Below are 19,943 nucleotides of genomic sequence, written 5' to 3'. Positions count from 1 at the left end.
TTATTGTTTGTAATGAGGTAGGGGTTACTCTATAATACAGAAAGAAACATTGACCCCGTGGGCATTCAATGGAAAGAAGGGATCGATTAGACATGGAATTGTGGTACACCGAGAAGCAAACCGAATCGTATGGCATTACGGCCAAAATTAAAGAAACCTACGTTAGCGAGCAGACGGATTTCCAGAAGCTTGACATGATCGAGACCGAAGAGTTCGGCACAATGCTCGTTCTCGACGGTATGGTCATGACGACTGATAAAGATGAGTTCGTCTATCACGAGATGGTTGCTCATCCGGCGCTGTTCACGCATCCGAATCCAGAGAACGTGCTTGTCGTCGGCGGCGGCGACGGCGGTGTAATCCGCGAAGTGCTGAAGCATCCGAAAGTTAAGAAAGCGGTACTCGTTGAGATTGACGGCAAAGTGATCGAGTATTCCAAAAAGTATTTGCCGAACATCGCCGGCGAGCTCGACAATCCTCGCGTTGAAGTCATCGTGAACGACGGCTTTATGCACATTCACGATCATAAGAATACGTACGACGTCATCATGGTTGACTCTACGGAGCCTGTAGGCCCAGCGGTGAACCTGTTCACACGCGGCTTCTACCAAGGCATCTACGATGCGCTTAAGGAAGAGGGAATTTTCGTTGCGCAGACAGACAATCCATGGTTCAAAGCAGATTTGATCCAGAGCGTTAACCGCGACGTGAAGGAAGTATTCCCGATTGTCCGCGTTTACTGCGCGAACGTGCCGACTTATCCGTCCGGTCTGTGGACGTTCACGATGGGCAGCAAGAAGCATGACCCGCTTGCTGTCGACGAGACGGCGATTCCGGAGCTCGATACCAAATATTACTCCCCGCGCCTTCACAAAGCAGCGTTCGCGCTGCCGAAGTTCGTGGAGAACCTTGTGAAGTAACCTGAATTCCCGGTACTCTTCGTTCTGCCGACAGAGCGAAGGAGGCCGGGAATTTGAATGTACATAGCCATTGTTGAGGAGGATCTTGTAACGATGAAAATTGATCAAAAATATTCCGGCAACGTCTTCATCCTTAGCTCGGAAGATTATGCCGCATCCAAAGCAGTCATTTACGGAATGCCGATGGATTTCACCGTATCATTCCGTCCGGGCTCCCGATTCGGCCCTGCCCGTATCCGCGAAGTATCGATTGGTCTGGAAGAGTACAGTCCTTATCTCGATCGCAGCCTAGAAGATATCGAATATTTCGACGCTGGCGATCTGCTGCTGCCGTTCGGCAATGCGGGCCGATCGCTCGAAATCATCGGCGATTATGTCGCCGGGCTGTTGAACGACGGCAAGCTGCCGATCGGTCTGGGTGGCGAGCACCTTGTATCGTGGCCGATTTTCCAAGAGGTTTATAAGAAGTATCCGGATCTGGCGATCATTCATTTTGATGCGCATGCTGACCTGCGCGAGAGCTATGAAGGCGAGCCGTTATCTCACTCGACGCCGCTTCGCAAAGCTGCAGAATTGATTGGCGGCAAAAACATTTACCAATTCGGCATCCGGTCCGGTTCCCGTGAGGAATTCCAATATGCACGCGAGAACATCAATTTCTATCCGTTCGAAGTGCTTGAGCCTTTGAAAAAAGTGCTTCCTGAGCTGGCAGGCCGTCCGGTCTATCTGACGATTGACATCGACGTGCTCGATCCGTCCTGCGCACCGGGTACCGGCACAGCGGAAGCGGGCGGCATTACGAGCAAAGAGCTGCTTGATGCAGTTCATGCTATCGCACGCGCGGGCATTAACATCGTCGGCTGCGACTTGGTTGAAGTAGCACCAGCGTATGACCCGACGGAGCAAACGCAGATCGTTGCTGCGAAAGTGATTCGTGAAATGCTGCTTGGCTTCGTGAAGTAAGGCGAGGACTGAAAGTAAAGAAGAAGCTCCGTTTCAAGTTGGCTTGACGCCGAATGGAACGGAGCTTTTTACGCCGGCGAAGGAGAGGCGCGTGTGGGAAGGTAGGTGCTGAGAGACGCCTAAATGCAGGCGCCCCGCGCCTCGCGCGCAGAAATAGGTGCCCAAAGGCACCTATCTTCCGCATTTAAATGATATATTGCGCCGAAATCTGGGCATGATGGATACCAAGAGGGGGGTGTCCATATGAAGTTAATGCCGATTTACGAACGGATGGCGGAGCTTCGTATTATCCAGAAGCGACGCAAGCTGACCGATACGGAGCGTCTGGAGCTGGATCACTGCTTGGATGTTAACGCCGATCATTGTCTCCGGCTAGCGCAGCTGTATAATTGGTCGCTGATGGCTTCAATGACAGAAGATAAGGAATGGCAGCATGAGCTGTGCCAAGAGATCGAGCGGTACGGCGGCGGTTTGCCGAGCAGCGGCTGAGCCTGCGCGGGACAGGCTATCCGCTGAACGAAGAGGAGGCTCCTATAACATGATGTCAATGGTCCACTCCTTCGAGCCGGTCATCGATGAGAACTGCCAAGTGCTCGTATTGGGCAGTATGCCGGGAGTGCCTTCCCTTACGCTCAGCGAGTATTATGGCAATCCGCGCAACTACTTCTGGCGGGTGCTGTACGGCTTGTTCGGTCAATCAACGGTTGATGACGAATACGAGGAACGGCTCGCATTTGCGCTTTCTCACCGGGTAGCGTTATGGGATGTTCTGAAGTCATGCACACGGGAAGGGAGTCTGGATTCGAACATCCGAAACGAGGTTGTGAACGATATTCCGGGTCTGCTGAAGCGTTATCCGAGTATTCGTTGTCTGGCGCTGAACGGTACGAAAGCGCACGACACCTTTATGCGCCACTTCGGCAAGACGGACGCCGCTAGGCGTGTCGTATGTTTGAAGCTGCCGTCCACAAGCCCCGTTCCGACGCGAACGATGCGCAATCTTGACGACCGGCTTGCGGCATGGCGGGCGATTGTCCCGTACTTAGGCACATCATGATACAGTGCTCGTAATTCTATCATTTGCAATTTTCGTTCTATCGCATATAATAGATGCAATAATCATGTTACTGACGATGAACGGGACAGTACGAAGCAGGCAGTGATGCCCATTAGCGAGCCGGGATGGTGGGAGCCGGCGGCATTAGCGCTTCGGAAGCGCACCCGGGAGTTGGCGGCCTGAAGGCGGGTTCTGGGGAATGTGGACGAATCGGCTGGGTAGGGCAGTCCGGTCACGCCGTTATCGTGTTCAAGAGGCTGCAAGTTGCAATGACGCGACCGCGCTCATGTGCATGCAGCCAGAAGAGTGGTACCGCGGATAACCTCCGTCTCTTTCCTATATAGAGACGGAGGTTTTTTTGATCCAAGCTGTCTCTTGGCATAAGATTGGATGCGGACGGATGTCTGGGTATAGTAGGAACATATAGGCTGATACAGGAGGTGCCGGGTTTGAATGATATGGCGATCGTGCAGCTGACGCTCACGAGCGAGATCGATGGCGACCGGCAGGAGCACCAGTTTCGGGGTGAATGGTTCCGCAAAGGGCGTACGGTTTACGTCCGTTATACGGAGAACGACGATAATGCGGGTGAAGTTAGAACGGTTGTGCGGTGGCGGGAAGGCGAGCTTCACGTAACGAGACGCGGAATTGTGGAGTCAGAGCAAACGTTCGTTGCAGGAGTACGAAGAACCGGCAAGTACATCTCTCCCTTTGCCCGGTTTCACATGGTAACCGATACCTCTTTGTTGTGGATGCAGTGCGGAGATTGGAAGCAGAAGGGTCAGCAGCATGAGCCGGCCTCGGACGATAATCTGCTGCCCGTACTGCCGATGCTGCTGGAATGGCATTATAAGATGTATGTAGATGAAGAGCTGACCGGTCAGTTCAAAATCAAATTGAAAGCAGAGATGGTTGCGAGCTAAAGCGCCGACTCTTGTGAAGGAGGATTCTTCCTGATGACAAATGTACTGGAACAATTATATGCCAATATCAAAACGGCTATTGCCGATGCGGTCGTTGCAGCAGGAATCGCTGCTCGAGAGGAGCTGCCTGAGCTCGTGCTCGAGGTTCCGCGGGATAAGTCTCATGGTGACTTGGCGACGAACGCAGCGATGCAGCTAACGAAGCTTGCAAAGCGCAATCCGCGCCAGATTGCAGAGGCGATCATTGCGGGTCTAGATAAGGCAGCCGCTTCAATTGAATCGGCCGAAATTGCAGGTCCCGGATTTATTAACTTCCGTCTTAACAAGAGCTATCTCTATCCGGTAGTTAACCAAGTGCTGAACGCTGGCGATAACTATGGACGTGTGAATGACGGCACAGGCAAAAGCGTCGAGGTTGAGTTCGTCAGCGCGAACCCAACGGGAAGCCTGCATTTGGGCCATGCACGCGGCGCAGCAGTGGGCGATGCGCTATGCAACGTACTCGACTTCGCCGGCTATGATGTCACTCGCGAGTATTATATTAATGACGCCGGCAATCAAGTAGCGAATCTCGCCTATTCCATTGAAGCACGGTACAAACAGGCGATTGGCCAAGACGCGGAAATGCCGGAAGACGGTTATCATGGAGCGGATATTGTCGGTTTTGCACAGGAGCTTGCTGCCCAAGAAGGCGATCGCCTGTTGTCGCTGCCGGATGACGAGCGATTCGCATTCTTCCGCCAATATGGCCTGGAGCGGGAGCTTGACAAGATCAAGCGGGACCTTGCTCGATTCCGTGTCAGCTTCGATCTATGGTATAGCGAGACTTCACTATATGAGCAAGGACTTGTGGAGCAAGGGCTTGAGGCGCTGCGTGCGACCGGCCATGTCTATGAAGAGGATGGCGCAACCTGGCTGAATACAACGCAGTTCGGCGATGACAAAAACCGCGTACTCGTCAAAAATGACGGCTCTTATACGTACCTGACGCCGGACATTGCATACCATCGGGTCAAATACGGCCGTGGCTATGACCGTCTAATTAATATTTGGGGCGCCGATCATCACGGCTATATCCCACGCATGAAGGCGGCAATGCAGGCGCTCGGCAATGATCCGGACAAGCTGACCGTTCTCATTGCGCAGATGGTCAGCCTGTTCCAGAACGGTGAGAAGGTCAAAATGTCGAAACGTACAGGCAAAGCTGTAACGATGGAAGATTTGATGGATGAAGTCGGTGTCGACGCCATTCGCTATTTCTTCACAATGCGCAGTATGGATTCCCATCTCGATTTCGATATGGATCTGGCTGTCTCGACATCGAACGAGAATCCGGTATTCTATGTTCAATATGCGCATGCCCGCATTTGCAGCATTTTCCGTCAGGCAGAGGAGCAAGGGGTAACGATGCGTCCGCTTGCGGATATCGACCTGTCTCACCTCGTGACGGAACAGGAATACGACCTGCTGCGCAAGCTTGGCGAGCTGCCGCAGGAAGTGTCCGACGCGGCGGAGCAGTACGCGCCTCACCGGTTGATTCGTTATGTGTACGATCTGGCTTCGCAGTTCCACAGCTACTATAGAGCAGAGCGTGTAATGACGGACGATGCGGAGCAGACACAAGCTCGGCTCGCACTGCTCGCTGCAACCCGCGTCGTGATCGCGAATGTCCTGAGGCTGGTCGGCGTATCGGCTCCTGAGCGGATGTAATCGGACAGGACGACACGGATAACTCCACTTATGAATCTAGGCCGTGATCTGGTCATTTCCTCGCAGGGAATAACCGGTTCACGGCCTTGCTGTAAGGATGGCATCTATCCTGTCCATTCGTAACCACCATCTACCTATCTAACACTTGCAGCATCTTTGCAACATCAAGCTCACCCGTCTGGCGGGGGGAACGTTTGCCACGCAGCGGCTGCATTGATTTTCTTAGAATAGCTTTCACTTCCCCAGGGGTTAAATCCGGCTGCTTGGCTAACAGCAGCGCAACGGCTCCGCTTACATGCGAGGTGGCCATCGAAGTTCCGCTCATCTCGTGGTACTTGCCTTTGAGCCATGCAGAAGTAATTTTATCGCCCGGCGCATAGATATCGATATAAATACCGCGGTTGCTGAAAGGTGCGATTCGCCGCAGCCTGTTCGTCGCTCCGACGGATATCGTCTGCGGATACCGTGCCGGATAGTCGATCGACCGCCGTTTGCCGTCGTTACCCGAAGAGGCGACGATGACGACGCCGGCATTCGTTGCATTCGTCACGGCGCTAAGCAGCGCCTTGCTTCTCGTTTTCATTCCGAAGCTCATATTAATAATATGCATTTGGTTTCGCACACACCAATCAATCGCGAGTATAATATCGGAGACATAGGCGCTGCCATTATGGTCGAACGCTTTGATCGGATGAATGGAAGAGCGGGGGGCGACTCCGATCATCCCTTGCAGTTGATTGGCCGCTGCAATGGTGCCAGCGATATGCGTTCCGTGTCCGTTATCGTCATGCGGCAGCATACTGCGGTTGAGCAAGTTAATGCCCCTTGCTAAAGATCCGCGAAGATCGGGGTGACTGAAGTCAACGCCGGTGTCCACGACGCCGATTTTCACTTTATGCCCGGTTGTAGTGCTCCATGCCTGAGGCGCTTTGATTTGGGCTACGCCCCAAGGGATGCCCTTCTCTAACGAGAGTGAGCGCTGAGCTGTCGTATGGATCTGGATACGCTGATCGTTCTCTACCCAGACTCGACCGTCAAATCGGCGGTGTGGGTGGTCGTCGGGAATTGGACAGGATATTGCCTGTATAATCCCCATCTGTCTGACCGACTGAAGTGATGAGACCGATGCCTTCATGGCTGACCACTCATGGACAAAGCGGCGAAAGTCTTGGTTGTTCTGGAACCGGATGATTCTCTTTCTATGGCTTGTGTTTTTCTCGGCCATCAAACCCTGCAGCCAACGGAGAAAAGCGGTGGTGTCCAAATTACGGGTCCCCTCCCGACGACGATGCTGAGGTATTGTATGAACGAGCGTAGGGACGCGCATGAGCAAGTGACCTTTTTAAATATAAATGGGCTTGAAACCGTGTCAAAAAGCGGAACGGGACATAGGATGATGTGAGGGCCGGCAAGGCTCTTGCCTTCCCGGAAGGCGGATTGTCAGCAATCCTGTCCGGAAGGATACAGTCGGAGCGAAGGGATATGCCCTTCGCTTTTTGCGTGGGGACATGCTTCGAAGCTTGCAATTTTAAAGGAAATAGGTTTTACTATAGGTTGATACGGTAACACTCGTATGTGAACGGGTATTTTTACGATATTGAGGTAGTACGGGAGGATGGGCCAGTATGAGCAGCGATTTCGCCGCAAAATGGGACCGCGAACATATTCAAGAAATGCCGATGGTGGATCTGGCATTCGAAGTGCTGAAATCGGTCAACACGCCGATGTATTATCGGGACTTGATGATGGAGATTGCTAAGATCCGTGAATTGGATCCGGATACCATCAATGATGTCATTGCGCAAGTATATACGGAAATTAATATCGATGGACGTTTCGCGTGCGTTGGCAACAACAACTGGGGACTGAAACGTTGGTATCCAGTTGAGCGCAACGAAGATCCGGTAGCAAGCTCCAAGCGACCTCGTATCATTAACGACGATGACGATGAGGATGAAGATCTGTACGCGGACGAGGAAGAAGAAACGTACACGCCGGAAGAAGACGATTACGACAGCTACGACGAGGATCATGAGGAATTCGAAGACGGCGAGGAAGAGGCGGACGTCGACGAGGAAGTCGCTTTGGATGATGAAGAACTCGAAGAAGAAGAAGATCTGGATGCTGCCGACGAGGAAGAAGACTTCGACGGCGATCTGGATGAGAGCGACGACGATAATTAAACGAATACTATTATTGAGCGGCCTTAGTTGCCCATACGGGTCAGCTAGGCCGCTTGTAACAGCCAAGGTGGTATACCTTTGTTAGGGGAATCAAGGCGAATAATGGCGTGTTTCGTCACTTGACAGGCCCGTATGCAGCAGGTAAACTATTGCATGGGCTTCTGATGCAGGTGGGAACAGAGCGTGTTAGAGCGTTCATTTTCCTTGCTCTGGTCATAACTTGTATGTATATTCGAGAACGAAAGTGCCCCGTGGACACGGGTGTCACTTTTTTTATTTTGCCAATATATCGTTCTCCGACATAGGACGCCGTCCGGTTCCGGACGGCGAAAACCTTTTTATCGTATATGGACGTGGCATGAACCCCACAAATTGGACGAAATTCCTTGTGGTGCGATCCGCTGAATCGCGTAGAATTAGGCAAACCTAAACATTAACATAGGAGCTTGGAGGGTATTGGTACAGTGACTAAATACATTTTTGTAACTGGCGGCGTCGTGTCTTCTCTAGGTAAGGGCATTACGGCGGCTTCGCTGGGAAGGCTGCTCAAAAATCGCGGTCTTAAAGTAACGATTCAAAAGTTCGATCCTTATATTAACGTTGACCCAGGCACGATGAGTCCTTATCAGCATGGCGAAGTGTTCGTTACGGATGATGGCGCTGAGACAGATCTTGACCTCGGCCATTATGAACGTTTTATCGATATTAACTTGTCTAAGAACAGCAACGTGACGACGGGTAAAATCTACTCGACCGTTATTACGAAGGAACGACGCGGCGAGTATTTGGGCGGTACGGTGCAAGTTATCCCGCACATCACAAACGAGATTAAGGACCGGATTTTCCGTGCGGGCAAAGAGGCAGGGTCCGACGTCGTCATCACCGAAATCGGTGGCACGGTAGGCGATATCGAGAGCCTGCCATTCATGGAGGCCATTCGCCAGATTAAGAGCGATATCGGTCGCGATAATGTCATGTACATTCACGTTACGCTTATTCCTTACATTAAAGCAGCTGGAGAGATGAAAACAAAACCAACGCAGCACAGCGTGAAAGAGCTGCGCAGCATTGGTATTCAGCCGAATGTTATCGTATGCCGTACGGAGCAAGAGTTGCCGGACGACATGAAGCGCAAGATTGCTCAATTCTGCGATGTGGATGTTGATGCGGTAGTCGAATGCCGTGACGCTTCGACGCTGTACGAAGTGCCGCTTATGCTTCGTGAGCAAGGTCTCGACGATATTGTGGTGAATCATCTGAAGCTGACGACGACGCCTCCAGACATGACGGAGTGGGAAGCGCTCGTGAAGCGGGTTAAATCACTTCATAAGCAAACCGAAATTGCCATCGTCGGCAAATATGTTGCGCTCCATGATGCGTATTTGTCGATCGTTGAAGCGCTTGGACATGCCGGCATTGCGCTTGAGTCTGACATTAATATCCGCTGGGTTAATGCAGAAGAGGTGACGGATCGTAATGCAGCTGATTTGCTGCAGGGCGTTCATGGTATTCTCGTTCCGGGCGGTTTCGGTGATCGTGGTATCGAAGGCAAAGTGGCAGCAATCCGTTATGCCCGCGAGAACGATGTGCCGTTCTTCGGTATTTGCCTTGGCATGCAGGTAGCGGTTATTGAGTATGCTCGCAACGTATGCGGTCTGGACGATGCGAACAGCTCCGAAATTAACCCTTCGACGCCATATCCGGTTATCGACCTTCTGCCGGATCAGAAAGATATTGAGGATATGGGCGGTACGATGCGTCTTGGTTTGTATCCATGCAAGCTGTTGCCAGGCTCAGTTGGCATGAGAGAGTATGACGACGAGCTTGTGTACGAGCGTCATCGTCACCGGTACGAGTTCAACAATGAGTACCGCGAACGGGTAGCGTCGGCTGGTCTCGTATTCTCCGGAACGTCGCCAGACGGACGCTTGGTTGAGATGGTCGAGCTTCCGAACCACCCATGGTTCCTGGCCGTGCAATTCCATCCGGAGTTTACGTCTCGTCCGAACCGTCCACAGCCATTGTTCCGCGGCTTCGTTCGTGCGGCGCTTAACTATTCCAAGCAATAAATTAACATTTCAATCCTGCCGTTGCATTCTGGTCGAATGCAGCGGCAGGATTTTTTTTGTTTTTCCGGCGATTGAATGGAGTGAATTAAAGGGTATTTTATGTTGCTAGTGCTTTTTGTTACAGGTCTTTTACTGAGATCTGACAAAGCATGTAATTCCTTTTTTTGAAAAAGTGGCAGGAAAATGTGATAGCGCTTGCGAATAGTATAGTTACAAAATTACGGAATTCGAAAAGTTCGACTGCGACAGAGCGGCAGTGTAGCATATGGGAGGTAGTAAGAGTGGATAAAAAGGTTCTTATTGTCGATGACCAAAACGGAATTCGAGTGCTGCTTATGGAAGTGTTCAGCAGTGAAGGGTACACAACCTTCCAAGCCTCGAATGGCAAACTGGCGTTGGAGATTGTGTGCAGCGAGCGGCCAGATCTAGTGCTTCTCGATATGAAGATACCGGGAATGGACGGACTTGAGATTTTGCGTCATATTAAGACGTTCGATGCTAGTATCAAAGTTATTATGATGACGGCATATGGTGAGCTTGATATTATTAAGGAAGCAACTGAGCTTGGTGCACTGATGCATTTTACGAAGCCGTTCGATATCGATGAGATGCGGCTTGCAGTTAACAGTGAGCTAAGAGGCGATCAATCGAATAGTCATTATGTAATCGGGACCTGATCATTCAGGTCCTTTGTTGTTAATATAAACCAATTTACTATGTTCGGGTGCATTGTGCTATAATAATTCAGTATGTCATGCGATAGTCTCTCCTGCAGATGTTGATTCGTTAGGAGAGATTTGTGTTATCTATAGCATTGTTTGAACACCAGCTGAAGCGGTTGTTTGTTAGTTGCGCTTCTGACGGGGAGGAATTGGTTAAGAGCATGGAGAAGTTGATGATACGCGGTGGGCGTCCGCTTCATGGTGAAGTCCAAATTAGCGGAGCCAAGAATAGTGCGGTTGCACTGCTTCCGGCTGCCATCTTGGCAGAATCGGAAGTTACGCTTGATAACTTACCCGCGATTAGCGACGTTGCTGTATATAGTGAAATTTTACGGGATCTTGGGGCGGTAGTCGAACGAGAAGACGATACGATTCGTATTGATCCGTCCAATTTGCAGTCAGTAGCGATGCCTAATGGTAAAGTAAAGCTGCTGCGCGCATCTTATTATTTGATGGGGGCGCTTCTGGGCCGGTTTGGCGAGGCTGTAATTGGCCTTCCCGGAGGCTGTAACTTCGAGCCGCGCCCGATTGATCAGCATATTAAAGGCTTCGAAGCGCTTGGAGCAACTGTTACGAACGAACATGGGGCTATGCGCATTACGGCGAAGGAGCTGCGCGGAGCGAAAATTTATTTGGATCTTGTCAGCGTAGGCGCAACGATCAATATTATGCTTGCGGCATCTAGAGCCAAAGGCTCTACCATTATTGAGAATGCGGCCAAAGAGCCTGAGATCATCGATGTTGCAATGCTGCTTAATGCGATGGGGGCCAGAATAAAAGGCGCTGGAACCGAGACGATTCGGATTGAAGGGGTAGAGCGGCTGCATGGCTGTCGGCATTCCATTATTCCGGACCGAATTCAAGCAGGTACTTACATGATAATGGCGGCTGCGACGCGCGGCGATGTGACCGTGGGGGGTGTCATTCCGAAACATATGGAGGCTGTAACGGCGAAGCTTCGTGAGATGGGTGCTTCGGTAGAAGAGCTTGATGATGCTATCCGCATCTTTGCTTCCGCTGATGCCCCATATCAAGCCGTCGATGTGAAGGCACTTGTGTATCCGGGCTTTGCCACCGATCTGCAGTCGCCGATGACGAGCTTGCTCACGCAGGCGAACGGCATAAGCGTGCTGTCTGACTATATTTACGGTAATCGGTTTAAGCACGTCCCGGAGCTGCAGATGATGGGTGCGAACATTCGCGTTGAGGGCCGTTCGGCCATTATCGAGGGTGGGCCGCTCAGCGCGGCTAAAGTGCATGCGACCGACTTGCGGGCTGGCGCTGCTCTTGTTATTGCGGGACTAACCGTTTCAGACGGCATTACGGAAGTGAGCGGAGTGGAATACATCGACCGCGGTTATGATAATCTAGTAGACAATTTACGCCGGCTTGGCGCTGATATTTGGCGGGAGACGGTATCTTAAGTAATAACGAAAGTTTGATTTTACGGGACTGCGGCGCTATTTTGCTGCTTAGCGGAATAGCGCTCGTCAATTCCGGCAATGCTGGTAAGCAAAATCTAATAGTGTGGTGAGATTATGACAGATCTTCAGATCGCAGATCTGGAAGAGATGAAGTTGACCGATCTGTATAAGCTTGCGAAGCAGTACCAGATCCCTTATTATGGTCAATTCAAGAAGAAGGAACTGATTTTTGCAATATTGCGGGCTCAAGCGGAGAAGAGCGGATTTTTCTTCATGCAAGGTATACTAGATATTTTGCCTGATGGTTTTGGATTTCTGCGTCCGATCAATTACTCCAGCAGCAACGAGGATATTTATATTTCGCAGTCCCAGATTCGCAGATTCGATCTTCGCTCTGGCGATCTTGTATCCGGCAAATGCCGTCCGCCTAAGGAAAACGAGCGGTATTATGGCCTGCTTCAAGTTAACGCGGTTAACGGAGAGAACCCTGAAACGGCTGCTGAACGTCTTCATTTTCCCGCCCTTACTCCTCTTTTCCCTGAGAAGAAATTGGTTTTGGAAATGGCCCCTAACAAGCTATCAACTCGAATTATGGATTTGCTTGCGCCGGTTGGACTTGGACAGCGCGGTTTGATCGTAGCTCCTCCAAAGGCCGGTAAGACGCTGCTGCTTAAGGAGATTGCCAACAGTATATCGCACAACCATCCGGATATCGAGCTGTTTGTACTGCTCATTGACGAAAGACCGGAGGAAGTAACGGACATGCAGCGTTCGGTCAAAGGGGAAGTTGTTGCTTCTACATTCGACGAGCTGCCAGAGAATCATATTAAAGTCGCGGAGCTTGTTCTTGAGCGCGCGCTTCGTCTCGTGGAGAGCAAGAAGGACGTAGTCATTTTGCTTGATAGCATTACACGTCTTGCCCGTGCTTACAACCTTGTTATTCCGCCGTCAGGACGGACGCTAAGCGGCGGTATAGATCCGGCTGCATTCCATCGTCCGAAACGGTTTTTCGGTTCTGCCCGCAATGTAGAGGAGGGCGGAAGTCTGACCATTCTGGCGACAGCGCTCGTAGATACCGGCTCGAGAATGGACGACGTTATTTATGAAGAATTTAAAGGTACAGGCAATATGGAGCTGCATTTGGACCGCCGCTTGGCCGAAAGACGAATATTTCCGGCTCTCGACATTCGTCGTTCCGGTACCCGTCGCGAGGAAATGCTGCTGACGAAGGAAGAGCTCGACAAGGTGTGGGCGATTCGCAAAAGCATGAACGATTCGATGGAGTTTGTCGACAGCTTCTTGAAGAAGCTTGCCGATTCGAAGACGAACGAAGAGTTTCTTATGTCTCTTGATACCTCATCGTTCTCGAGCGCTCCCGCCAGCGGCACGAATACCCCAAGCAGCACCGGCAGTGTAAGCGCGAGCGCTGCGAGCCGCAGACCTGCAGCCCGCCAAAGTGCGGCACCGCGCGAATAAAGCCATTAGGAGGACACCATGAATCTCGTTTATGCAGACGCCAAGGGTCAAGTGTTTGACCATCCAAGCTGGATTGGCCTTGGCCGCAGCGGCGATATGGTCGTGGAGTTGATGGAGGACGAGCTTATTCCGCTTCCAGAAGGCGCGACGCTTGTCGGGCTGCCGAATACGCGTCCGATTGGCCTTGATCCAAGGACGGGTCAAATGGCGGTATTGCCTGGCGATGTTCAGGCGGTCGGAGCCCTGCTGCCGCAAGGCTATACCCGATTGAACATCCCATCTTATATGAAGACTGATAAGAATGAAAAGTTTCCATTGTTCGGCTACACGGCGGTCGTATGGAAGGATGGACAATTCTATGTCGCGGCCGAAGCGACGGATGATCCGGAACGATGGAATCCGCTCAATTGCGACCGCCGGGCTGTAGCCAAAGGGGTCGAGCAGTTAACAAGCCGCTATCCGGATAATCGGTTGTATAAGCATTTGTCCAACTGTGCGCTCGGCTATGAATGTCTCACCTCCTCCAATACGTTTCTGCAGCGATGGGAAGGCGCCGTTCCGGTATCGTATTCCTGCAATGCAGGGTGCTACGGCTGCATCTCTGAACAGCCGGACGACAGCGGCTTCGTGGCGCCGCAGACACGTATGAACTTCAGGCCGACCGTCGAAGAGGTTGTACAGGTGATGATGGAGCAGCTCGTTACGCCGGATGCGATAATCAGCTTCGGCCAAGGCTGTGAGGGTGAGCCGTCCACCCAAGCGAAAATCATTATCGAAGCGATCAAAGAGGTGCGCCGCCGTACTTCGATGGGCTACATCAACATTAATACGAATGCGGGTCTATCCGACCATATTCGGGGCATTGTGGATGCTGGTCTAGATTTAATGCGCGTCAGTACGATTAGTGCGCTGGATGACCACTATAATGCATATTATAAGCCGCGCGCATACACGCTTGCTAATGTTGAGAAGTCGCTTACGTATGCATCGAAGCAGGGGGTTTACACCTCGATTAACTATTTGATTTTCCCAGGTGTCACCGACCGTGAGGAAGAGATCGAGGCGATGATCGGCTTCGCGAAGCGGACGGGATTAAGAATGATTCAAATGCGCAATCTGAATATCGACCCGGAAAGCTATCTGGAGCTCATCCCGAAGGCACAGGGAGAAATTTATGGTATGAAGCAAATGCTGGAAATTTATCGAGAAGAGCTGCCAGACGTCGTTATCGGCTCTTATACACATGTGCCGCCGCATGAGCTTCGCCGTGTCCGTTCTTAATATACGGTTGTATTTGCAATTCGAGGCTTTTATGAACAGGGCATATATGTCATTGCGCGCGGCGAATCGCCCATGCTATAATCATGCTTGTGTGTAATTTACTCTGGGTTCGCATGCAATCCAGGGCGGAAAGAGGTGAACAGACGATGAAACAAGGTATTCATCCGACGTACCACGTAACTACGGCAACGTGTGCTTGCGGTAACACGTTCGAGACGGGTTCGATCAAACCGAACCTTCGTGTCGAGATTTGCTCCGTATGCCACCCGTTCTTCACTGGCAAACAGAAGTTTGTTGATGCAGGCGGCCGCGTGGACAGATTCAAAAAGAAATACGGTATCTAATATTCTGTCTGAAATTGGCAGAATACAACAGCCTCCCTCAGCCATCCTATGGATGGAAGGGAGGTTTTTTGTTATGCTTCGCAGCATGTATAAACGGCTTCGCTCTCGTTTGCGTATCAGACTTGCTGGTCGGCTTCTTCCGGGGCTTCTCATTGCTGCTGTGTTACTGCTTGCGGCGGGCTGCGGGGGAGGAAGCGGCAAATATGATCATAAGATGAAGGCTCAGCATTACGGCCATGACGGTTATATGGGGTTAACGAATACGAATCCGTCATTGCCTAACTCGCCGCATAGCTTGACGATTAAGAATGATACTGATTTCGTCGACCAGAAGCTGCGTACAATCAGGGGGGTCGACCATACGCGTATTGCAGTGGAAGGCTCCAAGATGGTGGTCACGATCTACCCGGTATCGGGATTGAGTGCCATCGAGAGAAAAGGGATCAAGAATCAAGCAGAAGCCATGGTTCGGTATAACATGCCGCGTTACGATGTAAATGTTAATATTGCACCATAGCTGCTTGCTGCTGAAAAATCGTTATGTAACTTTTTCTAAGCAGTTGCGCTTTGGTTCCGAATGGTCTATACTTAGTTTTACCGTGCTAGACGGGGAGGTAGCGGTGCCCTGTAACTCGCAATCCGCTATAGCGAGGTTGAATTCCTGCTTGAGGTTATGTGATGCGGGGTTTGGCACTTGCGAACAATGTTGACAGTTGGGTCCCTCGCAATGGGCATCTGTGAACCCGGTCAGGTCCGGAAGGAAGCAGCCGTAAGCAGACACGTCCATGTGTTGGGGGAGTGCCTGGCTCGAGTTGGGAGCAAGGATGCCGCCCGGATCACATGTATCGAGGGCAGGTGCACGGTTCCCACATAGCATGAGCAGGTCCGGCGCGTTAAGAATGATGGAATCGTTCTTAACGCAGCCGGATTTTTTTGTTACACAGCTTTTGCCGGCATAATGTTTGTTTTGTTGCTGCGAGGGTTCGTGTATAATGGAATAATCGGATCGAAATGTCATTGCAGAAAGGACGGGTCCGCATGTCTCACATAGCCTTATACCGAGCTTGGCGTCCCCAGACGTTCCGTGACATGGTCGGACAACGGCACATCATTCAGACGCTGCAGAACGCGATACGAGAGAACCGCGTTTCTCATGCCTATCTATTCAACGGACCGCGCGGCACAGGCAAGACGAGCGCAGCCAAGATTCTGGCCAAAGCAATAAACTGCGAACGCGGACCGGCGCCGGAGCCTTGTAATGAATGCGACGCATGTGTCGGCATTACAGCGGGTACGGTGATGGATGTCGTCGAGATTGATGCCGCTTCCAATCGAGGGATTGACGAAATTCGCGAAATCCGCGACAAAGTTCGTTATGCCCCGTCCGAGGTTCGCTATAAAGTGTATATAATTGATGAAGTGCATATGTTGACGACGGAAGCTTTCAATGCGCTGTTGAAGACGCTGGAGGAGCCGCCGGGGCATGTCATATTCATCTTGGCAACGACGGAGCCTCATAAGCTATTGCCGACCATTATATCCCGTTGTCAGCGGTTTGATTTCCGGCAGGTATCGTTGGAGGAGCAGACTGAACGGTTACGGCTTATTTGTCAGGAAGAAGGCATTCAAGCGGAAGACGAAGCGCTGTCTTACATCGCGAGGCTGTCCGAAGGCGGTATGCGCGACGCTATAAGTCTGCTGGAGCAGTCGGCGGCTTTCGGCGGAGAGAGGATTACGCTGGAAGGGGCCATCGATGTTACCGGAGGCTTGGCTGCAGAGCAGTTCGCGCAGCTGGCAGAGGCGGTTCGAGATCGGAATGCCGGAGCTATCCTTCCGTTGGTTGAGGGGTTGATGCAGGCAGGCAAGAGCGCGGAGAAGTGTATGGAGAATTTTATCTATTACTTCCGCGATCTGCTTGTGCTTAAGCTTGCTCCGAATAGCGGAGCACAAGCGGAGCGAATCGTTGACGAGGGTCGGTTTCGCGAGATGGCGGAAGCCTTCAGCGCGGAGCGGCTGTTCCGGATGATCGATGTTCTTAATCGTTATCAGACGGAGATGAAGCATGCACTGCAGCCGCAGACGTTGTTCGAGGTGGCGCTTATGAAGCTCTGTACGATGGGTGAGCATGGAGAGGCGATCGAGCGTTCTAGTGGTACTTCTGCTTCTGCTTCGCAGGAGGCATCTGGCGGTGAAGTAATTCGGCTTCAGCGTCAGGTCGAAATGCTGGAGAAGAAGCTGGAGCAGCTGCTTCTCAACGGCATTCCGGCGGGAATGGGTGATGGAGTTAGCTCGTCGTCAGGAAGCCAATCGACAGGTGGAGCGAATCGTCGGGGCGGCAAGCGCAATGCTTTTGGTTCTGCAGGCGGGTCGGGACTTGGTACAATCGGAAAGCCGAAGCTGGAGCCTTTCGTCGCAGCGATGAATGGACAAGCCATCACTCAAATTCGAATGCGTTGGGGCGAGTTGCTGCAGCGTGTGAAGGAGACGAAGATCACGGTGCACGCTTGGCTCGTCGATGGCGAGCCTGTATCGGCAGCGGATGAGACGGTTCTTGTCGCGTTCAAAAGCATGATGCATCGTGAGACGACAGAGAGGCCTGCGAACCGAGAGTTGATCGAGCATGTGCTTAACCAGGTGTTCGGCAGGCCGATCAAGCTGGCAACTGTCATGATGAAGGACTGGCAGGCGGCATCCGAAAGCGGAGCAGGTAGTCCAGCTACAGAGGCTTTGCAGCTCGAGCCTGAGGGCGATGAACCTGCAGAAAGGCCGGAATGGGTAGAGGAAGCATTCAAAATGTTCGGAGATCAGCTTGTCGAGCTGAAGCGCGATTAGGTAGAATAGCGGTATCTATATTTCTTATGGGGTGATGAAGATGACAAATATGCAGCATATGATGCGTCAAGTTAAGAAAATGCAGGAGCAAATGCTCAAAGCACAAGAGGAGCTCGGCAACAAAACGGTTGAAGGCTCTGCGGGCGGCGGTGTTGTGACCGTTAAAGCAAGCGGCCATAAACAAATTTTGTCGATTAACATCAAGCCAGAGGCTGTCGATCCAGACGATATCGAAATGCTTCAGGATCTCGTCATGACGGCGGTTAATGATGCGCTCTCCAAAGCAGAGGAAATGGCGAATGAAGATATGGGCAAATATACGGGTGGTATGAAAATTCCAGGCCTGTTCTAAATTATAGGCTTACAGCATTATAGGCTTACAGCGTCATCATGATAGGCGGCCTGTCGGACCCGCATCCTGCGACCGGCAGGCCGTTTGACGTGTTCAGAGAGGAGAACGTGTTCATGTATTATCCCGAGCCGATAGCCAAATTGATCGATGCGTTTACTCGTCTCCCAGGCATTGGGCCGAAGACGGCAGCTAGACTGGCATTCCATGTACTGCGGATGCAGGAGGATGACGTGATCGATTTCGCGAAGGCGCTCGTCAGCGTCAAACGCAATTTGCATTACTGCTCGGTCTGCTGCAACATTACCGATGTTGATCCGTGCAGAATATGCCAGGACAAAAGCCGCGATCAAGCTGTCATTTGCGTCGTCCAAGAGTCCAAGGATTTGGTTGCCATGGAGCGGACGAAGGAATATAACGGCTATTACCATGTTCTGCAGGGCGCGATTTCTCCTATGGAGGGGATCGGGCCGGACCAGATCCGGGTCGCGGAGCTGCTGCGGCGTCTTAGTGATGAGCGTGTGCAGGAGTTAATTATGGCGACGAACCCGAATATTGAGGGCGAAGCGACGGCAATGTATCTATCGCGGCTTGTGAAGCCGTTCGGCATACGTGTTACGCGCATCGCCCACGGTCTGCCGGTCGGCGGGGATTTGGAGTATGCAGACGAGGTGACATTATCTAAAGCCCTTGAGGGCAGGCGTGAACTGAACTAATGAACAACCGGGCGTATAAACGCCTGGTTTTTTTTGTGTGCTCAGTAATGCGATGAAGGAATGGAGGCGCCCCGTTCATGGTCTATTGCTTTATCCTCACACATACATTGTGGTGATAAGGAATCGGACGAGCGGGGGGCGAACGTCAGTGAAGAGGCTATTATCGTGGATACAAGTTGTCAAGTCGAGGCTGAATCAAGAACGGAAAGAAACTGGGCATGTCTCCGATGATGTGATGCAGCTTAAGAAAGAAATCGATGAGGCGCGTCGAGACTGGCAGGCGGCATGCCGTTTCTTCGAATACGTTGTCGAGCCCAACGAGATCGATTATGCCATTTATCATCTAATGGCTGCTGAGCAGCGGTATACCATGTTAATACGAAAAGCGAAGTCTTTAACGTCTGTACAGTGGCCGGCATGGATCGGAGGGGATCTGCAGTGAAGATCGTTATGATAGCAGTTCTAATTGTCTCGTCCATATCTTTAATTCTGGTGCTGATAAGAAATCGTTACTCGCTTGAGTGGATTCGGCGATTGGCGCTACATCTAATATTGGCCGCGATTGGTTTGTATGCGATCAATTACTCGGGCTTGATCGACGGATGGGAAGTGCCGCTGAATTTCGCTACGATCGGTACAGTTATGGTGCTTGGTATACCGGGTATCGCGCTAATTGTAGGATTGCGCTATACCTTGTTTTGAGCGGACTTATTAAGGGATTGGGTTGTAGTTGAGATTGGCTAGATACCCCGTGGATGCGCGATGTGGAATGTGCTGTAACAGTCCTGTCGTGAGCGGCTTAGGTCGTACACTGAGCATGTATTAAAGTGCTTCGAGATACGAACGATATAGGGGTAAATGGAGTGCTGAATGTTTTTTTTAAAAAGTGCTTGCAAACCTATAGATGGCTGTGATATATTATAAAAGTCGCCGCTGAGCACAACGCCAACGACGACGAGAAAGAAAAAATAATG

Annotated in this window: 20 protein-coding genes, 1 other RNA gene and 1 other annotated feature; of the genes, 20 read left to right on the top strand and 1 reads right to left on the bottom strand. The window is 51.4% G+C overall.

The window, feature by feature from the left end; all coding sequences use genetic code 11:
- Positions 1 to 92: 92 nt before the first annotated feature.
- From speE to argS, 6 genes are all read left to right on the top strand, one after another.
- Positions 93 to 920, top strand: a complete 828-nt coding sequence (speE, locus tag PXY01_RS15275; RefSeq protein ID WP_127570883.1) for a polyamine aminopropyltransferase — start codon at positions 93 to 95, stop codon at positions 918 to 920.
- 93 nt (positions 921 to 1,013) lie between these two features.
- Entirely contained in the window at positions 1,014 to 1,883 is an 870-nt protein-coding gene (gene speB / locus PXY01_RS15270; RefSeq protein ID WP_127570882.1) for an agmatinase, read from the top strand.
- 243 nt (positions 1,884 to 2,126) lie between these two features.
- Positions 2,127 to 2,372, top strand: coding sequence for a DUF7667 family protein (locus tag PXY01_RS15265; RefSeq protein ID WP_127570881.1), 246 nt, complete (start codon positions 2,127 to 2,129; stop codon positions 2,370 to 2,372).
- Between the two features lie 49 nt (positions 2,373 to 2,421).
- The gene (locus PXY01_RS15260) at positions 2,422 to 2,940 is read left to right on the top strand and encodes a DNA-deoxyinosine glycosylase (protein WP_127570880.1); all 519 of its coding nucleotides are present in this window, start codon (positions 2,422 to 2,424) and stop codon (positions 2,938 to 2,940) included.
- A gap of 67 nt (positions 2,941 to 3,007) precedes the next feature.
- Positions 3,008 to 3,276 (top strand) — a binding site (T-box leader).
- Between the two features lie 122 nt (positions 3,277 to 3,398).
- Positions 3,399 to 3,863, top strand: coding sequence for a YwiB family protein (locus tag PXY01_RS15255; protein WP_246027966.1), 465 nt, complete (start codon positions 3,399 to 3,401; stop codon positions 3,861 to 3,863).
- A gap of 33 nt (positions 3,864 to 3,896) precedes the next feature.
- A complete protein-coding gene (gene argS, locus PXY01_RS15250) occupies positions 3,897 to 5,573 on the top strand; it encodes an arginine--tRNA ligase (RefSeq protein WP_127570878.1) in 1,677 nt (558 codons plus the stop codon).
- 130 nt (positions 5,574 to 5,703) lie between these two features.
- Here argS and PXY01_RS15245 read toward each other — a convergent pair whose 3' ends face one another.
- Entirely contained in the window at positions 5,704 to 6,837 is a 1,134-nt protein-coding gene (locus tag PXY01_RS15245) for a S8 family peptidase (RefSeq protein WP_127570877.1), read from the bottom strand.
- A gap of 361 nt (positions 6,838 to 7,198) precedes the next feature.
- Here PXY01_RS15245 and rpoE point away from each other — a divergent pair, with 361 nt between their 5' ends.
- The 14 genes from rpoE to PXY01_RS15175 all read left to right on the top strand — a co-directional run bounded on the left by rpoE (position 7,199) and on the right by PXY01_RS15175 (position 19,671).
- Positions 7,199 to 7,756, top strand: coding sequence for a DNA-directed RNA polymerase subunit delta (rpoE, locus tag PXY01_RS15240; RefSeq protein ID WP_127570876.1), 558 nt, complete (start codon positions 7,199 to 7,201; stop codon positions 7,754 to 7,756).
- A 464-nt stretch (positions 7,757 to 8,220) separates the two neighbouring features.
- Positions 8,221 to 9,825, top strand: a complete 1,605-nt coding sequence (gene pyrG / locus PXY01_RS15235) for a CTP synthase (protein WP_127570875.1) — start codon at positions 8,221 to 8,223, stop codon at positions 9,823 to 9,825.
- A gap of 281 nt (positions 9,826 to 10,106) precedes the next feature.
- Positions 10,107 to 10,502, top strand: coding sequence for a response regulator (locus PXY01_RS15230; protein WP_127570874.1), 396 nt, complete (start codon positions 10,107 to 10,109; stop codon positions 10,500 to 10,502).
- Positions 10,503 to 10,708: 206 nt separating this feature from the next.
- A complete protein-coding gene (gene murA / locus PXY01_RS15225; RefSeq protein WP_127570873.1) occupies positions 10,709 to 11,971 on the top strand; it encodes a UDP-N-acetylglucosamine 1-carboxyvinyltransferase in 1,263 nt (420 codons plus the stop codon).
- A 114-nt stretch (positions 11,972 to 12,085) separates the two neighbouring features.
- Positions 12,086 to 13,447 (top strand): transcription termination factor Rho, encoded by a 1,362-nt coding sequence (gene rho / locus PXY01_RS15220; protein WP_127570872.1) that lies wholly within the window; start codon positions 12,086 to 12,088, stop codon positions 13,445 to 13,447.
- Between the two features lie 18 nt (positions 13,448 to 13,465).
- Positions 13,466 to 14,728, top strand: a complete 1,263-nt coding sequence (locus tag PXY01_RS15215) for a radical SAM family protein (protein ID WP_127570871.1) — start codon at positions 13,466 to 13,468, stop codon at positions 14,726 to 14,728.
- A 146-nt stretch (positions 14,729 to 14,874) separates the two neighbouring features.
- Entirely contained in the window at positions 14,875 to 15,072 is a 198-nt protein-coding gene (rpmE, locus tag PXY01_RS15210; protein ID WP_127570870.1) for a 50S ribosomal protein L31, read from the top strand.
- A gap of 73 nt (positions 15,073 to 15,145) precedes the next feature.
- On the top strand, positions 15,146 to 15,589 hold the full coding sequence (locus PXY01_RS15205; RefSeq protein WP_127570869.1) for a hypothetical protein: 444 nt from the start codon (positions 15,146 to 15,148) through the stop codon (positions 15,587 to 15,589).
- An 80-nt stretch (positions 15,590 to 15,669) separates the two neighbouring features.
- Positions 15,670 to 15,935, top strand: an RNA gene (ffs, locus tag PXY01_RS15200) — signal recognition particle sRNA large type.
- Positions 15,936 to 16,110: 175 nt separating this feature from the next.
- Positions 16,111 to 17,904: a DNA polymerase III subunit gamma/tau gene (gene dnaX / locus PXY01_RS15195; protein ID WP_127570868.1), complete on the top strand. Its 1,794-nt coding sequence runs from the start codon at positions 16,111 to 16,113 to the stop codon at positions 17,902 to 17,904.
- Between the two features lie 40 nt (positions 17,905 to 17,944).
- Positions 17,945 to 18,256 carry a YbaB/EbfC family nucleoid-associated protein gene (locus PXY01_RS15190; protein WP_127570867.1) on the top strand — a complete coding sequence of 104 codons (312 nt, stop codon included), beginning with the start codon at positions 17,945 to 17,947 and terminating at the stop codon, positions 18,254 to 18,256.
- 113 nt (positions 18,257 to 18,369) lie between these two features.
- Complete coding sequence (gene recR, locus PXY01_RS15185) at positions 18,370 to 18,969, top strand: recombination mediator RecR (RefSeq protein WP_127570866.1); 600 nt, start codon at positions 18,370 to 18,372, stop codon at positions 18,967 to 18,969.
- A gap of 148 nt (positions 18,970 to 19,117) precedes the next feature.
- Positions 19,118 to 19,411: a YaaL family protein gene (locus PXY01_RS15180; protein WP_164744447.1), complete on the top strand. Its 294-nt coding sequence runs from the start codon at positions 19,118 to 19,120 to the stop codon at positions 19,409 to 19,411.
- Positions 19,408 to 19,671 (top strand): pro-sigmaK processing inhibitor BofA family protein, encoded by a 264-nt coding sequence (locus PXY01_RS15175; protein WP_127570864.1) that lies wholly within the window; start codon positions 19,408 to 19,410, stop codon positions 19,669 to 19,671. The genes PXY01_RS15180 and PXY01_RS15175 overlap by 4 nt, the downstream gene beginning before the upstream one ends.
- Positions 19,672 to 19,943 lie beyond the last annotated feature (272 nt).

Origin of the sequence: Paenibacillus xylaniclasticus (assembly GCF_004001065.1) — a bacterium.
Classification (GTDB): domain Bacteria; phylum Bacillota; class Bacilli; order Paenibacillales; family Paenibacillaceae; genus Paenibacillus_T; species Paenibacillus_T xylaniclasticus.
The sequence above is the reverse complement of the archived record's forward strand: the minus strand, read 5'-3'. Positions and strand labels throughout refer to the sequence as shown.

Excerpts from the sequence above, each read along its gene's own strand:
- speE (WP_127570883.1), top strand. The coding sequence starts at position 93 with ATGGAATTGTGGTACACCGAGAAGCAAACCGAATCGTATGGCATTACG.
- speB (WP_127570882.1), top strand. The coding sequence starts at position 1,014 with ATGAAAATTGATCAAAAATATTCCGGCAACGTCTTCATCCTTAGCTCG.
- PXY01_RS15265 (WP_127570881.1), top strand. The coding sequence starts at position 2,127 with ATGAAGTTAATGCCGATTTACGAACGGATGGCGGAGCTTCGTATTATC.
- PXY01_RS15260 (WP_127570880.1), top strand. The coding sequence starts at position 2,422 with ATGATGTCAATGGTCCACTCCTTCGAGCCGGTCATCGATGAGAACTGC.
- PXY01_RS15255 (WP_246027966.1), top strand. The coding sequence starts at position 3,399 with ATGGCGATCGTGCAGCTGACGCTCACGAGCGAGATCGATGGCGACCGG.
- argS (WP_127570878.1), top strand. The coding sequence starts at position 3,897 with ATGACAAATGTACTGGAACAATTATATGCCAATATCAAAACGGCTATT.
- rpoE (WP_127570876.1), top strand. The coding sequence starts at position 7,199 with ATGAGCAGCGATTTCGCCGCAAAATGGGACCGCGAACATATTCAAGAA.
- murA (WP_127570873.1), top strand. The coding sequence starts at position 10,709 with ATGGAGAAGTTGATGATACGCGGTGGGCGTCCGCTTCATGGTGAAGTC.
- rho (WP_127570872.1), top strand. The coding sequence starts at position 12,086 with ATGACAGATCTTCAGATCGCAGATCTGGAAGAGATGAAGTTGACCGAT.
- PXY01_RS15215 (WP_127570871.1), top strand. The coding sequence starts at position 13,466 with ATGAATCTCGTTTATGCAGACGCCAAGGGTCAAGTGTTTGACCATCCA.
- rpmE (WP_127570870.1), top strand. The coding sequence starts at position 14,875 with ATGAAACAAGGTATTCATCCGACGTACCACGTAACTACGGCAACGTGT.
- PXY01_RS15205 (WP_127570869.1), top strand. The coding sequence starts at position 15,146 with ATGCTTCGCAGCATGTATAAACGGCTTCGCTCTCGTTTGCGTATCAGA.
- dnaX (WP_127570868.1), top strand. The coding sequence starts at position 16,111 with ATGTCTCACATAGCCTTATACCGAGCTTGGCGTCCCCAGACGTTCCGT.
- PXY01_RS15190 (WP_127570867.1), top strand. The coding sequence starts at position 17,945 with ATGACAAATATGCAGCATATGATGCGTCAAGTTAAGAAAATGCAGGAG.
- recR (WP_127570866.1), top strand. The coding sequence starts at position 18,370 with ATGTATTATCCCGAGCCGATAGCCAAATTGATCGATGCGTTTACTCGT.